This window comes from Gordonia sp. NPDC003425 (assembly GCF_053588635.1).
In genome coordinates this window covers 37,202-55,752 of sequence record NZ_JBSFQI010000009.1, presented here as the reverse complement: position 1 = coordinate 55,752, position 18,551 = coordinate 37,202, and the positions used below count along the sequence as shown (strand labels likewise).

The following is an 18,551-nucleotide window of genomic DNA, read 5'->3' as shown; positions in this document are numbered from 1 at the left end:
CAATGGTCGGCGTGAGGACACGCGTACTGATCCTGGGTTCCACCGGATCGATCGGGGTGCAGGCCCTCGAGGTCATCGCCGACAACCCCGACCTGTTCGAGGTCGTCGGGCTCGGCGCGGGCGGCGCATCCCTCGACACGCTCGGCGCCCAGGTCCGCGACCACGGGCTGCGATCGGATCGCGTGGCCGTGGCCGACCCGGAAGCGGCCGAGAAACTCGCCGCCGACATCGGCGACGGTGTGCTCGGCGGGCCCGACGGAATGTGCCGGCTGGTGGAGACCGTCGAGGCCGACGTGGTGCTCAACGCCGTGGTCGGCTCGATCGGATTGCGGCCGAGTCTCGCAGTGCTCGAATCCGGGGCGCGGCTGGCACTCGCGAACAAGGAGTCGCTGGTGGCCGGTGGATCGCTGGTCCTCGACGCAGCGGCTCCGGGGCAGATCGTGCCCGTCGATTCCGAGCATTCCGCGATCGCGCAGTGCCTGCGCGCCGGCTCGGAGGCCGAGGTGGACCGGCTGGTGCTCACCGCGTCCGGCGGACCGTTCCGGGGGTGGAGTCGCGCCGATCTCGAGCACGTCACGCCCGAGCAGGCCGGAAAACATCCCACCTGGTCGATGGGTCCGCTGATCACGCTGAACTCGGCCACCCTGGTGAACAAGGCGCTTGAGGTCATCGAGGCGCACCTGCTCTTCGGCGTCGACTACGACCGCATCGACGTCACCGTGCACCCACAGTCGATCGTGCATTCCATGGTGACCTTCGTCGACGGTGCCACCATCGCCAAGGCGTCGCCGCCGTCGATGAAGCTGCCCATCGCTCTGGCCCTGCACTGGCCGCACCGGGTGCCCGGGGCGTCGGGTGCCTGCGACTTCTCCACCGCATCGGCGTGGACGTTCGAACCCGTCGACAACGAGGTGTTCCCGGCGATCGACCTCGCCCGGCAGGCCGGGCGCGTCGGCGGCAGCCTCACCGCGGTGTTCAACGCCGCCAACGAGGCGGCCGCCGACGGCTTCTTCCGCGGTGCGATCAGATTCCCGCGGATCGTCGAGATCGTCGGCGAGGTGCTTTCCGACGCCGACGAGTGGCGCGTGGCGCCGGGTACTGTGGATGAGGTCCTGGCCGCCGACCGGTGGGCCCGCATGAGGGCGGCGGAGCTGGTCGAGCGGGACCCGCGGTGAGCGTCGGCCCCGGACACAGCCGTCGAATGGAGTGATAGGTGAGTTTCGCGATCGGCGTGGTGCTGTTTGCGCTGGCGCTGGTGATCTCGGTCGCGTGGCACGAATGCGGCCACATGTGGGCCGCTCAGGCCACCGGAATGAAGGTCCGCCGCTATTTCGTCGGCTTCGGCCCCACCCTCTGGTCCACCCGTCGCGGGGAGACCGAGTACGGCATCAAGGCGCTGCCGCTCGGCGGATTCTGCGACATCGCCGGGATGACGCCCTACGAGGAACTCACCGACGACGAACGCGACCGCGCGATGTACCTGCAGAAGCCGTGGAAACGGCTGGTGGTGCTCGCCGCCGGACCCGCCCAGAACATCCTGCTGGGACTGGTGCTGGTCTTCATCGTGGCCGTCGGATGGGGGCTGCCCAAGATCGGCCCGGACGCCGACCACGCCGCGGTGTACGTCGACCGCGCCACCTGCATTGCGGCGACGACCGACGCCAAGGGCGAGCCGGTGGCGTGCACCGGCGACAGTCCCGCCGCGGCCGCCGGGTTACGGCCCGGCGACCAGATCGTCGCGATCAACGGCCACCCGGTGGTCAACAACGCCGACCTCATCACCACCACCTGGAAGACGACGGGCACCGCGCAGCTCGAGGTGAAGCGTGGTGACACCACCCAGACGCTCGACGTGCCGGTCACCCAGGTGCAACGGATGCAGAAGCAGCCCGACGGATCGCTCAAGCCCGTCACGGTCGGCGCCATCGGCGTGCAACTCGACGCGCCCCCGGAGCCGGTCACGCACTACACCGCGCTCAGTGCGGTTCCGGGCACCTTCGTGTTCACCGGCCAACTGCTGGTGGAGACCTTCAAGGCACTGATCTCGCTGCCGTCGAAGGTCGGTGGACTGTGGACCGCGGTCACCGGTGGCGAGCGTGCCGCCGACACCCCGGTGAGCGTCTACGGTGCGTCGGTGATGGGCGGGCAGACCGTCGAGCACGGGCAGTGGAGTGTGTTCCTGCTGCTGCTGATCAGCATCAACTTCTTCCTCGGCTTGTTCAACCTGGTGCCGCTACTACCCTTGGATGGCGGGCACATGGCGATCGTCGGTTACCAGAAGGGCCGCGACACGCTTAGGCGGTGGCGTGGACGCGCTGCTGGCGGTCCCGTGGACTACTACAAGCTGATGCCCATCACCTACGCCGTCGTGGTGGTGATGGCCGGATTCATGGTGTTGACACTCACCGCCGATATCGTCAATCCCATCAAGATCTTCTGATGGTCCCGAGTCTTTCGAAGTTCCGAGGAGCCTGACATGAACGCACCCACCACCGGCGGCCCCGTCGCCATCGGATTGGGGATGCCCGAGGCGCCGCCGCCGGTGCTCGCCCCGCGTCGCAAGACCCGCCAGATCCACGTCGGCTCGGTCGGCGTGGGCAGCCACTACCCGGTGTCGGTGCAGTCGATGACCACCACCAAGACACACGACATCAACGCCACCCTGCAGCAGATCGCGGAGCTCACCGCGTCCGGCTGCGACATCGTGCGAGTCGCGTGTCCCCGCCAGGAGGACGCCGACGCGCTGCCGATCATCGCCAAGAAGTCGAAGATCCCGGTGATCGCCGACATCCACTTCCAACCCAAGTACATCTTCGCCGCGATCGACGCCGGATGCGCCGCGGTGCGGGTCAACCCCGGCAACATCAAGGAGTTCGACGGCCGGGTGAAGGAGGTCGCCAAGGCCGCCGGCGAAGCGGGAATCCCGATTCGGATCGGGGTCAACGCGGGCTCGCTCGACAAACGCATCATGCAGAAGTACGGCAAGGCCACCCCCGAGGCGCTCGTGGAGTCCGCGCTGTGGGAGGCGGGTCTGTTCGAGGAGCACGGCTTCGGCGACATCAAGATCTCGGTGAAGCACAACGACCCGGTGATCATGGTGGAGGCCTACCGCCAGCTTGCCGCCCAGTGCGATTACCCGCTGCATCTCGGTGTCACCGAGGCGGGGCCCGCCTTCCAGGGCACCATCAAGTCGTCGGTGGCCTTCGGTTCGCTGCTCAGCCAGGGCATCGGCGACACCATCCGGGTGTCGCTGTCGGCGCCACCGGCCGAGGAGATCAAGGTCGGCGACGCCATCCTGCAGTCGCTCAACCTGCGCCCCCGCAAGCTCGAAATCGTGTCGTGTCCCTCATGTGGGCGTGCGCAGGTGGACGTCTACAAACTCGCCGACGCGGTGACCGCCGGGCTTGAGGGCATGGAGGTGCCGTTGCGCGTGGCGGTGATGGGCTGCGTCGTCAACGGTCCCGGCGAGGCCCGTGAGGCCGACCTCGGGGTGGCATCGGGTAATGGCAAGGGCCAGATCTTCGTCAAGGGCGAGGTGATCAAGACCGTTCCCGAGGCCGAAATAGTCGAGACGCTGATAGACGAAGCGCTGCGAATTGCGGAACAATCAGGGGAGACTGGACAAGGACAGGTCGGATCTCCTGTCGTGACCGTCTCCTAGCGTCGCATCGGTGGCGCCCGGCGCGGTCGACACTCGGTTCGGTGCGACGGAGGAGCGCGGGTGCTGAAGCTGTTGGGCGATAGGCCGCTCGGTGCGCGCGATGCGCCGACGGTGGCCCGTGTGCTCGCCTCCGATCCGGTTGCCATGTGCATGGTCGCGGCCAGATTCGAGACGCATGGGATCGATCCCCGGCTGCTCGGTGGCGAGTTGTGGACCGCCGACCATCCGTCGACCTCGCTGTGCTTCTCCGGTGCCAACCTGATCCCACTGCTCGGCGATGCCTCCGCGATGGAGTATTTCGCCGACCGCGCCATGTCGGGACCCAGGGTCTGCTCGTCGGTGGTCGGTGACGCCGACATGGTGCTCGCCGCGTGGGAGCGCCTCTGCCCCGGCTGGGGTCCGGCCCGGGAGGTGCGACCGGTGCAGCCTCTGCTCGCACTCGCCGGGCCGCCGCAGGTGGCGCCGGACCCGCTGGTCAGACAGGTCACCCTCGACGACCTCGACGCCTACCTGCCCGCCGCGATCGAGATGTTCATCGGGGAGGTGGGGGTCGATCCGCGTGCCGGCGACGGTGGCCGCTCCTACCGCCGACGGTTGGCATCGCTCATCTCGGCGCAGCGCGTGTTCGCCCGATTCGATCACGGCAGGGTCGTGTTCAAGGCCGAGATCGGCTCGCTCTCGCGCCGCGTCGGGCAGATTCAGGGCGTGTGGGTGGACCCGTGTGTGCGTGGGCAGGGCGTGGGTGCCGCGGGCACCGCCGCGGTCGCTGCGGCCGTCGCCGCGCAGGGCCGGACGCCGAGCCTGTACGTCAACAGCTTCAATCTGCCCGCCCGCGCCGTCTACGAACGTGTGGGTTTCACCGAGGTGGGCACGTTCGCCACGGTGCTCGTCGACTGAAACGCCTGCGAGCCTCCTCGGCCCGGGGCCCGATGCCCCCTAGTATTTCGTTCGATGGTGCATGTGAGGCGTCGTGTGGTTCCCGTGGTGGGTGTGGCGGTCAGTGCTGTGCTGTTGACCGGCGTGACCGCGTGCGCCACCGCCGACGACGGACCACGCCAGGCCGTCGAGAAGTTCATGTCCGCCTACAGTCGCAACGACGTCGCTGCCGCCGCCGGTTTCACCGACAATCCCGACCAGGCCACCAAAGGTCTGGCGTCGGCGTGGAATGGTCTGTCGGCCAAGGGTTTCACCTACACCACCGGCAAAGCGGACATCACCGGGGATACCGCCGACATCGACGTCACCTACCACTGGGAACTGCCGCGCGGGCGGGAGTGGACCTACCCAGCGACGGTGAAGATGGGCCGCTCGGATGCGGGCTGGACGGTCCGCTGGACATCGACCGACATCCATCCCGACCTCGGCGCCAACCAGCGGCTCTCGATGCGGATCGTCGAGGCGCCGCGGGCCACCGTGAACGAGGCCGACGGGTCGGAGGTCATGGCCAACGGGTCGGTGGTCGGTATCAACTTCGACGCCCAGAAGGCTGCGGCGGGAGGTTCGGTGGCCGATTCGGTCACCCGACTGGTGTCGGTGCTACGGCCCTTCGAACCGTCGCTGGACGCGCAGAAGATCGCCGAGGAATCCACCGCCACCGACGGCGAGTACCCCATCACGCGGCTCAGCCACGCCGACTTCGACCGTCTGCGTGACCAATTGGCGATTCCCGGGGTGGTCCACAACGAGCAGGCCGAACTCGTGCCGACCGATCCCGGTTTCGCGCCCGCACTGCTCACCCAGGTTCGCAAGGTGGTCGACGACGAGGTCGACGGCCGGGTCGGGTGGCGCATCGTCACCGTCAACCCCAACGGCCTCGACGCCGACGTCCTCACCGACCATGCGGCGTCACCCGCCCCGTCGATCTCGTTGAGTCTGTCCCGCACCGTGCAGCAGGCCGCGCAACGAGCGGTCAACGCCACCAACCGATTCCAGATCGCCATGGTCGTCGTGCAGCCCTCCACCGGGCACATCCTCGCGGTGGCCCAGAATTCCGCCGCCGACAGCCAGGGACCGATCGCGACCACCGGCCTCTACCCGCCGGGCTCGACCTTCAAGATGGTCACCGCGGCCACCGCGATTCGCCGCGACCTCGCGCACCCCGACAGCATGGTGCCGTGTCCCGGCGAGATCCAGATCGGTCCGCGCCTGATCCCCAACTACGATTCGTTCTCGCTGGGCACCGTGCCGATGCTGACCGCCTTCGCCGACTCGTGCAACACCACGTTCGCCCATCTCGCCAGCCAGATGGGTCCGTCGGACCTGGCGAACACCGCCGCCGCCATGGGCGTGGGCCAGCAGTACGCGATCGCCGGACTCGACGCGGTGTCCGGGTCGGTGCCCATCGCGAACGATCTGGTGGCCCGCAGTGAGGACGGGTTCGGGCAGGGCAAGGTGCTGGTGAGTCCACTCGGCCTGTCGCTGGTTGCCGCCACCGTCGCCAACAATGGCAAAGCTCCTGTGCCGCAACTCATTCTGGGTAAGAAGACACAGGTCACCGGTCCCACGCCCACGCTCGAACCGGGTGTGATCGCACAGCTACGGCCGATGATGCGTGCCGTGGTGACCAGCGGTACCGGAACCACCATCGCCGACGAGGGCGAGATCTACGGCAAGACCGGTGAGGCCGAGTTCAATGGCGGATCACACGCCTGGTTCGCCGGCTACCGCGGTGATCTCGCCTTCGCCACCCTCGTCGTGCGCGGCGGGGATTCGAACAACGCGGTCGGCGTCACCCGGGACTTCTTCAACTTCCTGCCGCCCGGATACGCGGCGTCGCCGCGTCCCTGAGCGGCCGGTGCGCGCGATCGGCACCACCGATCAGCTTCGGCGCGGGATGATGATCGGTGCTCCGGTGAGCGGGTGGTCGAGGACCTCCACGGGATGGCCGTACGTCGCCGAGAGACGTTCCGCGGTCATCACCTCCCGGACGGTTCCCACCCCGAGCAGCGTGCCGTCCTTCATCAGCGCCACCCGGTCGGCATATGCGGCCGCCAGGGAGAGGTCGTGCACGACGAGCAGGATGGCGGCGCCACGATCCCGGTGGCCGCGCAGAATGTCGAGCACCGTCTCCTGATGGTGAATGTCGAGGGCCGCGGTCGGTTCGTCGAGCAGCATCACCGGGGTGTTCTGGGCCAGCGCGCGACCCAGTGAGACGCGCGCCTGCTGTCCGCCGGAGAGTTGTCCGAAGGGCCGATCGGCGATCTCGTCGAGCTCGCACAGCCGCATCGATTCGGCGATCACCGTCGGCGAATCGGCGGCCTGCGGAGTGCGCAGCCACGGGTAGCGGCCCATCTGCACCACCTCGGCAACGGTGAACGGGGTGTCGGTCCGGTTCTGCTGGGTGACCATCGACCGCAGCCGGGCCAGCTCCCGAGGCGCGGTGGCGCCCACGTCGTGCCCGGCGATGACGATGCGGCCCGCGGTGGGCCGCCGCAACCCCGCCAGCGTCGTCAGCAGAGTGGACTTGCCGCATCCGTTGGGCCCGACGAGCACCACGAGTTCGCCGGGGGCGACGTGCAACGACACGTCGTGCACCACCGGGCGACCGTCCAGGGTCACCGACACACCGTCAGCGGACAGGCCCGCGTGTGCCGTCACCAGCCGGCTCCCGCGTTGCGGGCGCGGCGCAGCAGGACGAAGAACACGGGTCCGCCGACCAGCGAGGTGAACACGCCGAGCGGCAGGCTCGCGGGCGGCATCACGGTACGGGCGGCGAGGTCGGCCGCCGCCAGGACGAGAGCGCCGCCGATCACGCTGGCCGGCAACAGGACCGCGTGACGCGGTCCCACGACAAGGCGCATCAGGTGCGGCACGATCAGCCCGACGAACATGACGATCCCGGTGAACGCGACCGCCGCGGCGGTGAGGATGGCCACCAGTACGATCACCTGGCGTCGCACCACCTCGACGTTGACGCCCAGTGAGGCGGCCGAGATCTCGCCGAGTCCCAGTAGATCCAGTTTGTGCACGAGCAGAAACGATGCCGCGACCGCCGCCACCACGAGAGGCAACGCCACCCACACCTGCGCCCACCCGACGCCTTCGAGCGATCCCAGCTGCCAGAACACGATCTGTTCGCGGGCGGTGGTGGACGCGATGAACGTGAGATAGGCGATGATCCCGAGGGCAAACGCATTCACCGCGATCCCGGTGAGGACCAGCATGATCGCCGAGGACGATCCATCCCGCAGCGAGAGCACGTACACCGCGGCGGCCGTGCCGAGCGCGAACACGAAGGCCGCCCCCGCCAGTGCCCAGCCGTTGACGCCCACACCGCCGATCACGATCATCAGTGCCGCACCCACGGCGGCGCCCGCGGACACGCCGACCACGCCGGGTTCGGCGAGCGGATTGCCCAGCACGCCCTGCATGAGGCAGCCGCCGGCGCCGAGCGCGGCCCCCACGACCAGGCCCATCACGATGCGCGGGAATCGCACATTCCACAGCGTGTACTCACCGAGCGGGTTCGAGGGCAGCGGCCCCCACGGCAGATGGAAGTGGTGGGCAAGGCTGCCCAGGACCTCCGCGGGCGATATGTGGACCTGACCGACGGCGGCCGAGATGACCACCACCAGCAGCGTCGACACCACCAGCACAGCCATGACGACGGGACCGGACACCCGAGCGCCACGGACCCGTCCCGCACGCCGGGGCCGTTCGGTTCGCGGTGGTGTCGCCGGTGGCTGCCCGGTCACACGTGTCCCATCACCGGTAGATGGCCTGGCTCAGGGCGGCGATCACGTTGCCGGTGTCCGGGCCGAAGGCGAGTATCTCGGTCTCGTCCATCTCGACCACGCGGCGGGCCTTACCCGCGTTGGTCTGCGACACACCCGGCAGTGACAGCACGCCGTCGATGCCGCCGACCGAATCGGCGCCCTGCGTCATCACCAGGATCACGTCGGGATTCGCGGCGAGCAGCGCCTCGGTGGTGATCTGGGTGAACGCAGCGGTCAGCCCGGCGGCCGTTCCGGCGTCCCGTCCGCCGAGTGCGGCGATGAGATCGTCGGCACCCGAATCCGGCCCCGACAACAGCACCAGGCGCGGCCCGCGAATGTAGAGGAACGCCATGCGGGGATCACCCGACGGACGGGGCACGGTGGCCTCGGCCGCGGCGATCTCACGCTCGGTGCGGGTGACGAGCTGTGCGCCGGCGGGTACCACTCCCAGGCTCGCCGCCACCGCGCGGATCAGCGTTGGGGTGTTCGCGATGGTCCGCTGCGAGGTGAATGCGACGACGGGGATGCCCGCGGCGCGGATCTGATCGACGGCACCCGGCGGCGTGGTCGATTCGTCGACGAGCACCACCGTCGGGTTCAGCGCGAGGACCGCCTCGGCGCTCAGCGTGTGCCCGTTCGTGGTGACCAGCGGGAGTTTCGCGGCGGCCGGGAAGGCGGTGGAGGTGTCGCGGCCCACCACTTTCGGTCCCAATCCCAGCGAGAACACGATGTTGCCGAGGGTGCCGTTGCGGTCGACCGCGATGATGCGGCTGGTGTCGGTGACGGTGACCGTGCCGTGGCCCACCGAGTCGACGGTCGCAGGAAGGGTGATCGCGGGGTCGGTGGTCACCGGCACGACGTCGGCGGTCGGCAGGGTGGCCGTCGACGGCCCGTTGCGCAGATGGGCGGTGGCGGCCACGGAACCGCCGGATTGGTCGATCGGCGCCGTGGTGCATCCGGCGAGGCCGAGTGCCACGACCAGTACCGCGATCGTCGCGGAGATTGTCATCCCCCGCATCCGTGTCACCGCCTGTATCCCTCCGCATCCGTGAGCACGGCGACCGGATACCCGGCACGAAGTGCCTTAGTGTCACCTTACTCAGGGGCCGATCGCCCCGGGGTGCCGGGGGAGCGGGGATCGCAGACGGGTGGCGTGGCGCCCTAAGCTGGATGGCATGAGTGTGCGCGAAGCCCTGCGACCCGGGACGATGTCCCCGATTCGTCACGTGCCCGACTCGATCGAGCGGCCGGAATACGTGTGGAAACCGAAGGTCAACGAGGGACACGAACCCTGGGTGCAGACGCCCGAGGTCATCGAGAAGGTGCGGGTGGCGAGCAAGATCGCGGCCAACGCACTCGCCGAGGCCGGTAAGGCCGTCGCGCCCGGCGTGACCACCGACGAACTCGACCGCATCGCGCACGACTACATGATCGACCACGGTGCCTATCCGTCGACGCTGGGTTACAAGGACTTCCCGAAGTCGTGCTGCACGTCGCTGAACGAGGTGATCTGCCACGGCATCCCCGACTCCACCGTGATCGCCGACGGTGACATCGTCAACATCGACGTCACGGCCTACATCGACGGGGCCCACGGTGACACCAACGCCACCTTCCTCGCCGGTGACGTGTCGCAGGAGGCGCGGGATCTGGTGGAGCGCACCCGGATCGCCACCGAACGCGCGATCAAGGCGGTCAAGCCGGGGCGCGAACTCAATGTGATCGGACGGGTCATCGAGGCGTACGCGAACCGCTTCGGGTACAGCGTCGTTCGCGATTTCACCGGTCACGGGATCGGGGAGACCTTCCACAACGGCCTGGTGGTGCTCCACTACGACCAGCCCAACGTGGACACCGTGATCGAACCCGGCATGGTGTTCACCATCGAACCGATGATCAATCTCGGTGATCTCCCCTGGGAGATGTGGGACGACGGCTGGACGGTGGTCACCGCCGACAAGAAGTGGACCGCCCAGTTCGAGCACACCATCCTGGTGACCGACAGTGGCGCGGAGATTCTCACCGTCCCCGACAACTGACCCGTCGAGCGTGCCCGGATCCCCGTCGAGCGTGCCCAGATTCCCGTCGAGCGTGCCCAGATTCCCGTCGAGCGTGCCCAGATTCCCGTCGAGCGTGCCCACCTGGGCCCTCTCGACCTCGGTTTGGGCACGCTCGACCGATCTTTGGGCACGCTCGACGGACGCGGCTATGCGCTGCGCGCACCGCCTTCGACGTGGATCGTCTCGCCCGAGACGAACCCGGCGGTGAGCAGCCATTCGGCGGCGTCGACGATGTCGTGGACCGAGCCGACGCGACCGGCCAGATTACCTTCGGCGACGCCGTCGAAGAACGCCTGCCGATCGGCTTGGGGCATGGCGTCCCATGGACCGGAGTCGACGATGCCCGGCGAGATCGCATTCACCCGGATGGGTGCGAGTTCACGCGCGAGATGACTGGCCGCGAACGACACGGCCCCGTTGGTGATCCCCATGACCGCGTAGCCGGGTTCGGGCTTCCACGCCGCGACGCCGGAGAACAGGACGATCGATCCGGTCGGTGACAGCTGCGGCGCGAAGTGCTTGGCCAGCAGCATCGGACCGATCACCTTGGCCTCGAAGGCGGTCACCACCTTGCGGTGCTCGAGATCGGTGACCGGCACATTGTGGTGCGCGGCGGCGGTGGACACCAGATGATCGATCGGCCCCACCTCGGCGGCGGCGACGCGGATCGACTCCTCGTCGGTCACGTCGAGCGCGATGGCGCGCCCACGCGACAGTTCCGCGGCCGCCTTCTCCGCCGCCGGCAGCTCCCGGGCGGCGACGATGACCGAGGCGCCCGCCTCGTCGGCGCGGTGCGCGATGGCAAGACCGAGCGTGCGTGCCCCGCCCACGACGAGGACCGTGCTTCCCGACAGCGATCCACTCATGACCTTGGATCCACTCATGACCTTGCTCCCTTCACGATGCGTACGATGAACACCGGCAACGGTATGGATTTGATACCGGTATCTTCAACGAAACCGTCTCCCACCTGAAGGAATGACCGAACCGGAGGAACCACGATGTCCAAGGCGTACGACGTGATGGCGCCGACGTGTCCGAGCCGGATGGTGCTGCACCGCATCGGAGCGCGCTGGACGGTGTTCGTGGTCACTGCGCTGTCCGGCGGGCCGATGAGGTTCACCGCGCTCAAGACACATATCGACGGCATCACCCCGAAGGTGCTCACCGAGACGTTGCGCGCGCTCGAATACGACGGTCTCGTCGACCGCATCGATCACGGCGGGTCGCCACCGCACGTGGACTACGCGCTGACGTCGCTGGGACTCTCGCTGCTGGAACCGCTCGCGGCGGTACGTGCGTGGGCCGAGGATCACGTACCCGAAGTCGAGGCCGCCAATCGTCGCCATCGCGACCGGTAGGGTCGCGGGGTGGCCGACTTACGCGGTGCGCTGCTGATCGGCGGTACCAGTTCCGACGCGGGTAAGAGTCTGGTGGTGGCCGGTCTGTGCCGGGTGCTGGCCCGCCGCGGTGTGCGGGTGGCACCGTTCAAGGCGCAGAACATGTCGAACAACTCGGTGGTCACCCTCGACGGCGGTGAGATCGGCCGTGCGCAGGCGTTGCAAGCGGCCGCATGTGGACTCGAGCCGTCGACGAGGTTCAATCCGGTGCTGCTCAAGCCCGGTGCCGATTCGCGCTCGCATGTGGTGGTGCGGGGTGCTCCCGCCGGCGATGTCGGTGCCATCGACTACGCCTCGCGGCGACGCGAGTTGCGCGACGTGGTGATCGCCGAATTCAAGTCGCTACGTGCCGATTTCGATGTCGTCGTCGCCGAGGGTGCCGGGTCGGTGGCCGAGATCAACCTACGCGATTCCGACATCGCCAACATGGGGTTCGCCCGGACGGCGGGTATCCCGGTGCTGCTGGTGTCCGACATCGACCGCGGAGGCTCGCTGGCGCATCTCTTCGGTACCACCGCGATCCTCGACCCGGCCGATCAGGCTCTCGTCGCCGGGTACGTGATCAACAAGTTCCGCGGTGCCCGCGCCATTCTCGACCCCGGCCTCGACGCGTTGCGTAGCCTCACCGGGCGCCCGACCCTGGGCGTGCTGCCCTACGCCGACGACCTGTGGATCGACGCGGAGGATTCGCTGGCGGTCCCGGTGGGGCGGCGTGTGGGGCCGACGTCACGGCCGCACACCGACCCGTCGGGTCTGCGTCTCGACGTCGCCGCGATCCGACTGCCCCGCATCTCCAATTCCACCGATGTCGAGGCGCTGGCGTGCGAACCCGGTGTCGACGTCACCTGGGTCGACGACCCCGGGTCGGTGTATGCGGCCGACCTCGTCGTGCTGCCCGGTACCCGGGCCACCGTCTCCGACCTGGCGTGGTTGCGGCGGCGCGGGCTCGACGTCGCACTGGCCGATCGTGCCGCCCGGGGTGCCCCGGTCCTCGGTGTGTGCGGCGGGTTTCAGATGCTCGCACGGCATATCGAGGATGCGGTGGAGTCACCTCACGGTGGCGCGACGGGGCTGGGACTGCTCGACGTCGACATCCGGTTCGACAAACGCAAGATCCTGCGCAGGACACGGGGAGTCGTTGCCGCACAACCGGTCACCGGGTATGAGATCCATCACGGACGAGTGGTGGCACCGGCCCGACACACGTGGCTCGTCGACGACGAGCACGGACCGGAGGGCGCGGTCTCGGGGAGCGTGTGGGGAACCCACTGGCACGGACTTCTGGCCAACGACGGATTCCGTCGGGAGTTTCTGCGCGACGTGGCCGTCGAGGCGGGCAAGGCCGCATTCCGGGTGGCCCCCGACACCGATGTGTCCGCGATCCGGGAATCGCAACTCGATCTGATCGCCGATCTGATCAGCACCCATCTGGATATGGACGCCGTCCTCGACATCCTGGCCGCGGGCGCCGATCGGTGCCTCCCCACGATCACGCACGGATTGGTCGACGGTCACTGATCTCACCGATGTCGGGGTGGTCTCTTCGCGAGACTTTCACGTACTCGATCCGTTCGGGCCCGGCTACGCTTGCAGGCGTGGACATGGAGCGGCGTGAGATCACCGTCGGCGACCTCACCTTCACGGTGCACGTCGGGGGACCGGACCGGGGACCGTGGGTGTTGTTGTTGCACGGATTCCCGGTCAACAGCATGTGTTATCGCGACGTGGTTCCGCGGCTGCACGAGTCGGGGCTGCGCACCGTCGTGTTCGATCAGCGCGGCTACAGTGCCGGCGCTCGACCGGACGGCGTCGAGCCCTATCGGTTGTCCGCCCTCGTCGACGACGCCCTCGGAATTCTCGATGCACTCGAGATCCCGTACGCGATCCTGGTGGGCCACGACTGGGGAGGCATCGTCGCGTGGCATCTCGCGGGAAAGCACCCCGATCGGTTCACCGCGCTGATCGCGGCGAGCACAGGTCACCCCTCGGCCATGCGCGACGCACTGCAGAATGGCGACCAGCGGGAGAAATCGGCCTACATCAAGGACTTCATCGCCGACGGCGCGGAGAAGAACCTGTTGGCGCGCAACGGTGTGCTGCTCCGCCGGGCCGGGGTGACCGCCGAGGAGTTCGCGCCGCTCACATCGCCCGGCGCGATGACCGCCGCCCTGAACTGGTATCGCGCCAACTTCACCGGCGACATCGCGGCCACCCTGGCGTGCCCGCCCGTGGAGATCCCCACCACGCTGCTGTGGAGCGCCGCCGACACCGCGTTGGGACGCGACCAGGCCGAGGGGACCGGCCGCTACGTGTACGGCGAGTACCGCCTGTGCGAACTCGCCGACATCGACCACTGGATACCGCAGCACGCCCCCAAAGAACTCGCGAGCGAGATCGCGCTGCGTTCGGCGGTGTTCTGAGGGTCAGAGGTCGAGCCCGAGCAGCGCGTTCTCCAGCACCTCGGGCATTGCCGGGTGAATCCAGTACTGGCCGCGTGCCATCTCCGAGACCCCGAGCCCGAAGGACATCGCCTGAATCGCGGGCTGGATCACCGTGGGTGCCTGCGGCCCCACGATATGCACGCCCACCAGCTGTCCGGTCGCGCGATCGGCGATCACCTTGCACAACCCGGTGCTGTCCTCCATCGCCCACCCGTAGGCCACGTCGCCGTAGGCCTGGATCTTCACCGCGACATCGAGACCGGCGTCGACGGCCTGTGCCTCGGTCAGTCCCACGGCGGCGATCTGCGGGTGGGTGAACACCGCGGCCGGCACGAAGCGATGGTCGAAGGAGTCCAGATCGGTTGCGTCCCAACCCTTGAGCAGGTTGGCCTGGACCACACGTTCCTCGTGGTTGGCGACATGTTTGAGCTGGTAGGGCGAACTGACGTCGCCCAACGTCCACACGCCGGGTGCCGCGGTGCGGCCGTGGCGGTCGCAGATCACCCGTCCCATGTCGTCGAGATCGATGCCCACCGATCCGAGGTTGAGCCGATCGCCGTTGGGTTGGCGTCCCACCGCCACCAGCAGCACCTCGGCATCGACGTGCGTGCCGTCGGCGAGGGTGACCCGTACACCCCCGTCCGGCAGATCCGTGGCCTCGGCGATGTGGGCGCACAAGCGCACGTCCCACTGGGCCCGCGCCGCGTCGGTGAAGCGTGCCGAGATGTCGCGGTCGAGCTTGCGCAGCAACGTGTCGCCGCGGGCGAGCACGGTCACCCGGGTTCCCAGGGCCGCGAACACATGCGCGAATTCGGCTGCGATGTAACCACTTCCGACGATCACCATGCTGCGTGGCAGTGTGTCCAGGCGCATCACGTCGTTGTTGGTGTGGTAGGTCACCCCGGCGGTGCGGATCGATGCCGGGATGATCGGTCGGGATCCGGCCGCGAGGACCACCTCACGAGCACGTACCACCGTGCTCGCGGTGACGAGCCGGTAGAAACCGTCGGGATCACGGCCGTCGAACTCGACGTGCTGTGGGTAGACGGTGATGTGCTCGCTGGCGGTGCGATAGGCGAGGCCACCGGCCGATATCGGGTCGATGCGGCGGAACACGCGGTCGCGAATGGCCGGCCAATCCACCTTGTCGACGTGGGCGTGCACGCCGAATCGGTCACTGTCGGAGGCGATTGCGGCGACATCGGCGGCGTACACGAACATCTTTGTCGGGATGCAGCCCACGTTGAGGCAGGTTCCGCCGTAGGTGCCCTCCTCGAAGATCGCGATGGACCTGGTGGAGAAGCGGTGGTCGGGAATGGAGTTACCGCTGCCGGATCCGATGATCGCCAGATCGACGGTCTGTGCGGGGCTCACCGGGCGGTGCCCGCCGGTGCCGCGGCGGAAACGGTCGTCGCGGGCGCGCCGCCGTCGATGACGGTGTCCAGCCAGGTGTCGAGCGCGCGGTAGGCGGCGTCGCGGGCCGCCGGAACCGAGAGGAACACGTCGTGGCGGGCATCGGGGATCGGCGTGACGGTCACATGGTTGCCCAGACACCCGCTCCAACGGGCGACCTGCGTGACGTCGAGGACGGCATCGGCGACATCGATCGCCGGCGAGTAGGTGCGGGCGAATGTGGTCTTGTCCGAGCGCAGCACCAACGACGGCACACCGGTGTCGATGCCGCGGTGCAGACGACGTTGCCCGCTGCGCACGGCGTCGAGGAATCCGAAGGTCACCGGGAACCCGCCGAGCGGCTTGGCCGTGAGGTCGTAGCTCCACTCGCCGTACGACTCGGCATGCAGGCTCTCGCCGTAGGCCGCCGACAACTCACGGGGAATCACCCGCTTGGGCGCCACGGTTGCGACCGACTTGATGAACATGCTCACCGGATAGGTGCGCAGCGACGGCGAGCCCTGCAGATCCAGCCACGGACTGTTGAGGATCAGTCCGTCGATGCGGGCGTGACGGTCGGGGTCGGTGCGTCGCAGCCGGTCGAGCCACAGCGCCGTGACGAGCCCGCCGGTGGAGTGCGCGGCCGCCAGCACCGGGGTTTCGGTACCCAGTTCGGCGCCGATCGCGTCGAGGGCCAGCCGCAGTTCCGTGTCGTAGCGGGCCAGGTCGGTGGTGAAGTGCGGGGTGTGCTGCGGCTGCCGCGACCGGCCACATTTGCGCAGGTCGATGGCATAGAACGCGTAGCCGCGGTGGTGGAAATGATCGGCGAGCGGCTCGTGGAAGAAGTAGTCGGTGAACCCGTGTACGTAGAGCACCGCGCCCCGGATCACGCCGCGGGTGGCGTTCGGCTTGCGGATGAGGGTGGAGGTGATCTCTCCTTCACCGTCCGGGTCGACGCCAAGGTCGAAGGTGCGCAGTTCGTAGTGGTCGAGGAAATGGTCGGGTTGCCATCCGGTTCGGGAAACCCTTGAGTCGTCGGCATCAGGAGAGTCGTCGGCATCAGGAGAAGAGCCGTCGGCATCCGGCGAGCGGGACACAGTCACGGCACCGAGTCTAGTGACCGTGCCGCGTGATCGCCGTGCTGCCCGGTGATGCGGGGAGGGTGTCGGCGGAGCACGCTCAGCACCACTGCGGACCTCGTCAAGTGTCATCCGGACCACAGTTGACGGAGGCGATTCCGGTCCACCGGCCAGGATGGGCAACAATGGAAGAACAACGGGTGACGAGCGCCCGGGCAGCCACAACGGTGCTGTTGTCAACGGAGTCTTGAAGTGGGGACCAGGTGTCTGAATCGGTGATCGAGACGGATGTGGCGTTAGTCGGCGCGGGCATCATGAGTGCCACGCTCGGGACGTTGCTGCGGCAGTTGCAGCCGGACTGGTCCATCAGCCTGTTCGAACGGCTCGACGCGGCCGCCTCGGAGAGCAGCGATCCGTGGAACAACGCCGGCACGGGGCACTCGGCGCTGTGTGAACTGAACTACACGCCCAAAACCGCCGACGGCGGCGTCGACATCACCAAGGCGCTCGCGATCAACGAGCAGTTCCAGGTGTCCCGGCAGTTCTGGGCCCACGCGGTGGACAACGGTGTCATCTCCTCGCCCGACGAGTTCATCAACCCGATCCCGCACGTGAGCTTCACCCACGGTGAGGCGGGCGTCGACTACCTGCGCAAGCGTCACGAGGCGCTCTCGTCGCAGACCCTGTTCGAGGGGATGGAGTTCATCAGCGATCCGGCCGAGTTCAGTGCGCGGCTGCCGCTGATGTCGGCCGGGCGTGACTTCGATGACCCCGTCGCCCTCAACTGGTTCACCGAGGGCACCGACGTCGACTTCGGGGCGCTCACCCAGAAACTGCTCAACTACGTGGGGTCCACCGGCGGCGACATCTACTTCGGTCACGCCGTGACCAACCTGTCCAAGCAGTCCGACGGCAGCTGGATCGTGAAGGTCCGCAACCTGCGCACCGGCGAGAAGCGCTCGGTGCACGCCAAATTCGTCTTCGTCGGTGCAGGCGGCGGCGCGCTGCATCTGCTGCAGAAGTCCGGTATCGCCGAGGCGAAGGGCTTCGGCGGGTTCCCGGTGTCGGGAGAGTTCTTCCGCTGCACCAACCCCGAACTCATCGCCGAGCATCAGGCCAAGGTCTACGGGCAGGCCGCGGTGGGTGCGCCGCCGATGTCGGTGCCCCACCTCGACACCCGGGTGATCAACCACAAGCCCGGACTGCTCTTCGGCCCGTACGCGGGATGGTCGCCGAAGTTCCTCAAGAGCGGCAGGATGACCGACCTGATCGAGTCGGTCACGCCCAGCAACATGTTGCCGATGCTGTCGGTGGCGCCGCAGGAGTTCGGTCTGCTCAAGTACCTGATCAGCGAGCTCGCCGCGAGCCGCGACGACCGCGTCGACACGTTGCGGGAGTTCGTGCCGCGGGCCGTCGGCGACGATTGGGAGCTCATCACCGCCGGCCAGCGAGTCCAGGTGATCCGCAAGACCGGTGTCGGCGGCAAGCTCGAGTTCGGCACCGCGGTGGTGGCAGCGGGCGACGGCACGATGGCCGGTCTGCTCGGCGCCTCGCCGGGTGCGTCGACCGCGGTGCCCGCGATGTTGTCGGTGCTCGAACAGTGCTTCCCCCGCGATTACGAGCGGTGGACGCCCAAACTCGTCGAGATGATCCCGTCGTTCGGCAAGAAGCTGTCCGACGATCGTGACCTGTTCCGACAGGTGTGGGACTGGACGAGTAACAGCCTGAATCTGCGCCGCGACGTGACCGAGAGCGCGACGCCCGACCTCGAGCCGGTGTCTGCGGGTTGATCTCGAGCTGTCG

16 protein-coding genes are annotated in these 18,551 nt (G+C 68.1%); 10 read left to right on the top strand and 6 right to left on the bottom strand.

Features of this window, described 5'->3' with window-relative positions:
* The first annotated feature begins 2 nt into the window (after positions 1 to 2).
* From dxr to ACWDTD_RS12645, 5 genes are read left to right on the top strand one after another with little or no spacing between them, the layout of a single operon-like run.
* Complete coding sequence (gene dxr, locus ACWDTD_RS12665; RefSeq protein WP_449747455.1) at positions 3 to 1,175, top strand: 1-deoxy-D-xylulose-5-phosphate reductoisomerase; 1,173 nt, start codon at positions 3 to 5, stop codon at positions 1,173 to 1,175.
* Between the two features lie 38 nt (positions 1,176 to 1,213).
* Complete coding sequence (locus ACWDTD_RS12660; protein ID WP_449747454.1) at positions 1,214 to 2,440, top strand: M50 family metallopeptidase; 1,227 nt, start codon at positions 1,214 to 1,216, stop codon at positions 2,438 to 2,440.
* Between the two features lie 36 nt (positions 2,441 to 2,476).
* Positions 2,477 to 3,661 (top strand): flavodoxin-dependent (E)-4-hydroxy-3-methylbut-2-enyl-diphosphate synthase, encoded by a 1,185-nt coding sequence (ispG, locus tag ACWDTD_RS12655; RefSeq protein ID WP_449747453.1) that lies wholly within the window; start codon positions 2,477 to 2,479, stop codon positions 3,659 to 3,661.
* A gap of 60 nt (positions 3,662 to 3,721) precedes the next feature.
* Complete coding sequence (locus ACWDTD_RS12650) at positions 3,722 to 4,558, top strand: GNAT family N-acetyltransferase (RefSeq protein ID WP_449747452.1); 837 nt, start codon at positions 3,722 to 3,724, stop codon at positions 4,556 to 4,558.
* 54 nt (positions 4,559 to 4,612) lie between these two features.
* Complete coding sequence (locus tag ACWDTD_RS12645; RefSeq protein WP_449747451.1) at positions 4,613 to 6,448, top strand: penicillin-binding transpeptidase domain-containing protein; 1,836 nt, start codon at positions 4,613 to 4,615, stop codon at positions 6,446 to 6,448.
* Between the two features lie 30 nt (positions 6,449 to 6,478).
* Here the strand turns inward: ACWDTD_RS12645 and ACWDTD_RS12640 are convergent, their stop codons facing one another.
* The 3 genes from ACWDTD_RS12640 to ACWDTD_RS12630 all read right to left on the bottom strand — a co-directional run bounded on the left by ACWDTD_RS12640 (position 6,479) and on the right by ACWDTD_RS12630 (position 9,385).
* The gene (locus ACWDTD_RS12640; protein WP_449747450.1) at positions 6,479 to 7,258 is read right to left on the bottom strand and encodes a heme ABC transporter ATP-binding protein; all 780 of its coding nucleotides are present in this window, start codon (positions 7,256 to 7,258) and stop codon (positions 6,479 to 6,481) included.
* Positions 7,255 to 8,262, bottom strand: coding sequence for a FecCD family ABC transporter permease (locus ACWDTD_RS12635; protein WP_449747563.1), 1,008 nt, complete (start codon positions 8,260 to 8,262; stop codon positions 7,255 to 7,257). The genes ACWDTD_RS12640 and ACWDTD_RS12635 overlap by 4 nt, the downstream gene beginning before the upstream one ends.
* Before the next feature lie 103 nt (positions 8,263 to 8,365).
* On the bottom strand, positions 8,366 to 9,385 hold the full coding sequence (locus tag ACWDTD_RS12630) for a heme/hemin ABC transporter substrate-binding protein (protein ID WP_449747449.1): 1,020 nt from the start codon (positions 9,383 to 9,385) through the stop codon (positions 8,366 to 8,368).
* A gap of 166 nt (positions 9,386 to 9,551) precedes the next feature.
* Here ACWDTD_RS12630 and map point away from each other — a divergent pair, with 166 nt between their 5' ends.
* Positions 9,552 to 10,415 carry a type I methionyl aminopeptidase gene (map, locus tag ACWDTD_RS12625; RefSeq protein WP_449747448.1) on the top strand — a complete coding sequence of 288 codons (864 nt, stop codon included), beginning with the start codon at positions 9,552 to 9,554 and terminating at the stop codon, positions 10,413 to 10,415.
* A gap of 167 nt (positions 10,416 to 10,582) precedes the next feature.
* On the opposite strand, the gene ACWDTD_RS12620 is transcribed toward map, so the two are convergent.
* Positions 10,583 to 11,302, bottom strand: a complete 720-nt coding sequence (locus ACWDTD_RS12620) for an SDR family oxidoreductase (protein ID WP_449747562.1) — start codon at positions 11,300 to 11,302, stop codon at positions 10,583 to 10,585.
* 135 nt (positions 11,303 to 11,437) lie between these two features.
* On the opposite strand from ACWDTD_RS12620, the gene ACWDTD_RS12615 reads away from it, so the two are divergent.
* From ACWDTD_RS12615 to ACWDTD_RS12605, 3 genes are all read left to right on the top strand, one after another.
* Positions 11,438 to 11,797, top strand: coding sequence for a winged helix-turn-helix transcriptional regulator (locus ACWDTD_RS12615; RefSeq protein ID WP_449747447.1), 360 nt, complete (start codon positions 11,438 to 11,440; stop codon positions 11,795 to 11,797).
* Positions 11,798 to 11,806: 9 nt separating this feature from the next.
* Positions 11,807 to 13,354 carry a cobyric acid synthase gene (locus tag ACWDTD_RS12610; RefSeq protein ID WP_449747446.1) on the top strand — a complete coding sequence of 516 codons (1,548 nt, stop codon included), beginning with the start codon at positions 11,807 to 11,809 and terminating at the stop codon, positions 13,352 to 13,354.
* Positions 13,355 to 13,437: 83 nt separating this feature from the next.
* Complete coding sequence (locus ACWDTD_RS12605) at positions 13,438 to 14,256, top strand: alpha/beta fold hydrolase (RefSeq protein ID WP_449747561.1); 819 nt, start codon at positions 13,438 to 13,440, stop codon at positions 14,254 to 14,256.
* A 3-nt stretch (positions 14,257 to 14,259) separates the two neighbouring features.
* Here ACWDTD_RS12605 and ACWDTD_RS12600 read toward each other — a convergent pair whose 3' ends face one another.
* Positions 14,260 to 15,651 (bottom strand): mycothione reductase, encoded by a 1,392-nt coding sequence (locus ACWDTD_RS12600; protein WP_449747445.1) that lies wholly within the window; start codon positions 15,649 to 15,651, stop codon positions 14,260 to 14,262.
* Complete coding sequence (locus tag ACWDTD_RS12595) at positions 15,648 to 16,646, bottom strand: alpha/beta hydrolase (RefSeq protein WP_449747560.1); 999 nt, start codon at positions 16,644 to 16,646, stop codon at positions 15,648 to 15,650. The genes ACWDTD_RS12600 and ACWDTD_RS12595 overlap by 4 nt, the downstream gene beginning before the upstream one ends.
* 365 nt (positions 16,647 to 17,011) lie before the next feature.
* Here ACWDTD_RS12595 and mqo point away from each other — a divergent pair, with 365 nt between their 5' ends.
* The gene (gene mqo / locus ACWDTD_RS12590) at positions 17,012 to 18,538 is read left to right on the top strand and encodes a malate dehydrogenase (quinone) (protein ID WP_449747444.1); all 1,527 of its coding nucleotides are present in this window, start codon (positions 17,012 to 17,014) and stop codon (positions 18,536 to 18,538) included.
* Positions 18,539 to 18,551 lie beyond the last annotated feature (13 nt).

Bases quoted from the DNA above. Each gene is read 5' to 3' on its own strand.
- ACWDTD_RS12645 (WP_449747451.1), top strand. From the start codon at position 4,613: ATGGTGCATGTGAGGCGTCGTGTGGTTCCCGTGGTGGGTGTGGCGGTC.
- ispG (WP_449747453.1), top strand. From the start codon at position 2,477: ATGAACGCACCCACCACCGGCGGCCCCGTCGCCATCGGATTGGGGATG.
- ACWDTD_RS12615 (WP_449747447.1), top strand. From the start codon at position 11,438: ATGTCCAAGGCGTACGACGTGATGGCGCCGACGTGTCCGAGCCGGATG.
- ACWDTD_RS12635 (WP_449747563.1), bottom strand. From the start codon at position 8,262: ATGGCTGTGCTGGTGGTGTCGACGCTGCTGGTGGTGGTCATCTCGGCC.
- dxr (WP_449747455.1), top strand. From the start codon at position 3: ATGGTCGGCGTGAGGACACGCGTACTGATCCTGGGTTCCACCGGATCG.
- map (WP_449747448.1), top strand. From the start codon at position 9,552: ATGAGTGTGCGCGAAGCCCTGCGACCCGGGACGATGTCCCCGATTCGT.
- ACWDTD_RS12605 (WP_449747561.1), top strand. From the start codon at position 13,438: ATGGAGCGGCGTGAGATCACCGTCGGCGACCTCACCTTCACGGTGCAC.
- ACWDTD_RS12620 (WP_449747562.1), bottom strand. From the start codon at position 11,302: ATGAGTGGATCGCTGTCGGGAAGCACGGTCCTCGTCGTGGGCGGGGCA.
- ACWDTD_RS12630 (WP_449747449.1), bottom strand. From the start codon at position 9,385: ATGACAATCTCCGCGACGATCGCGGTACTGGTCGTGGCACTCGGCCTC.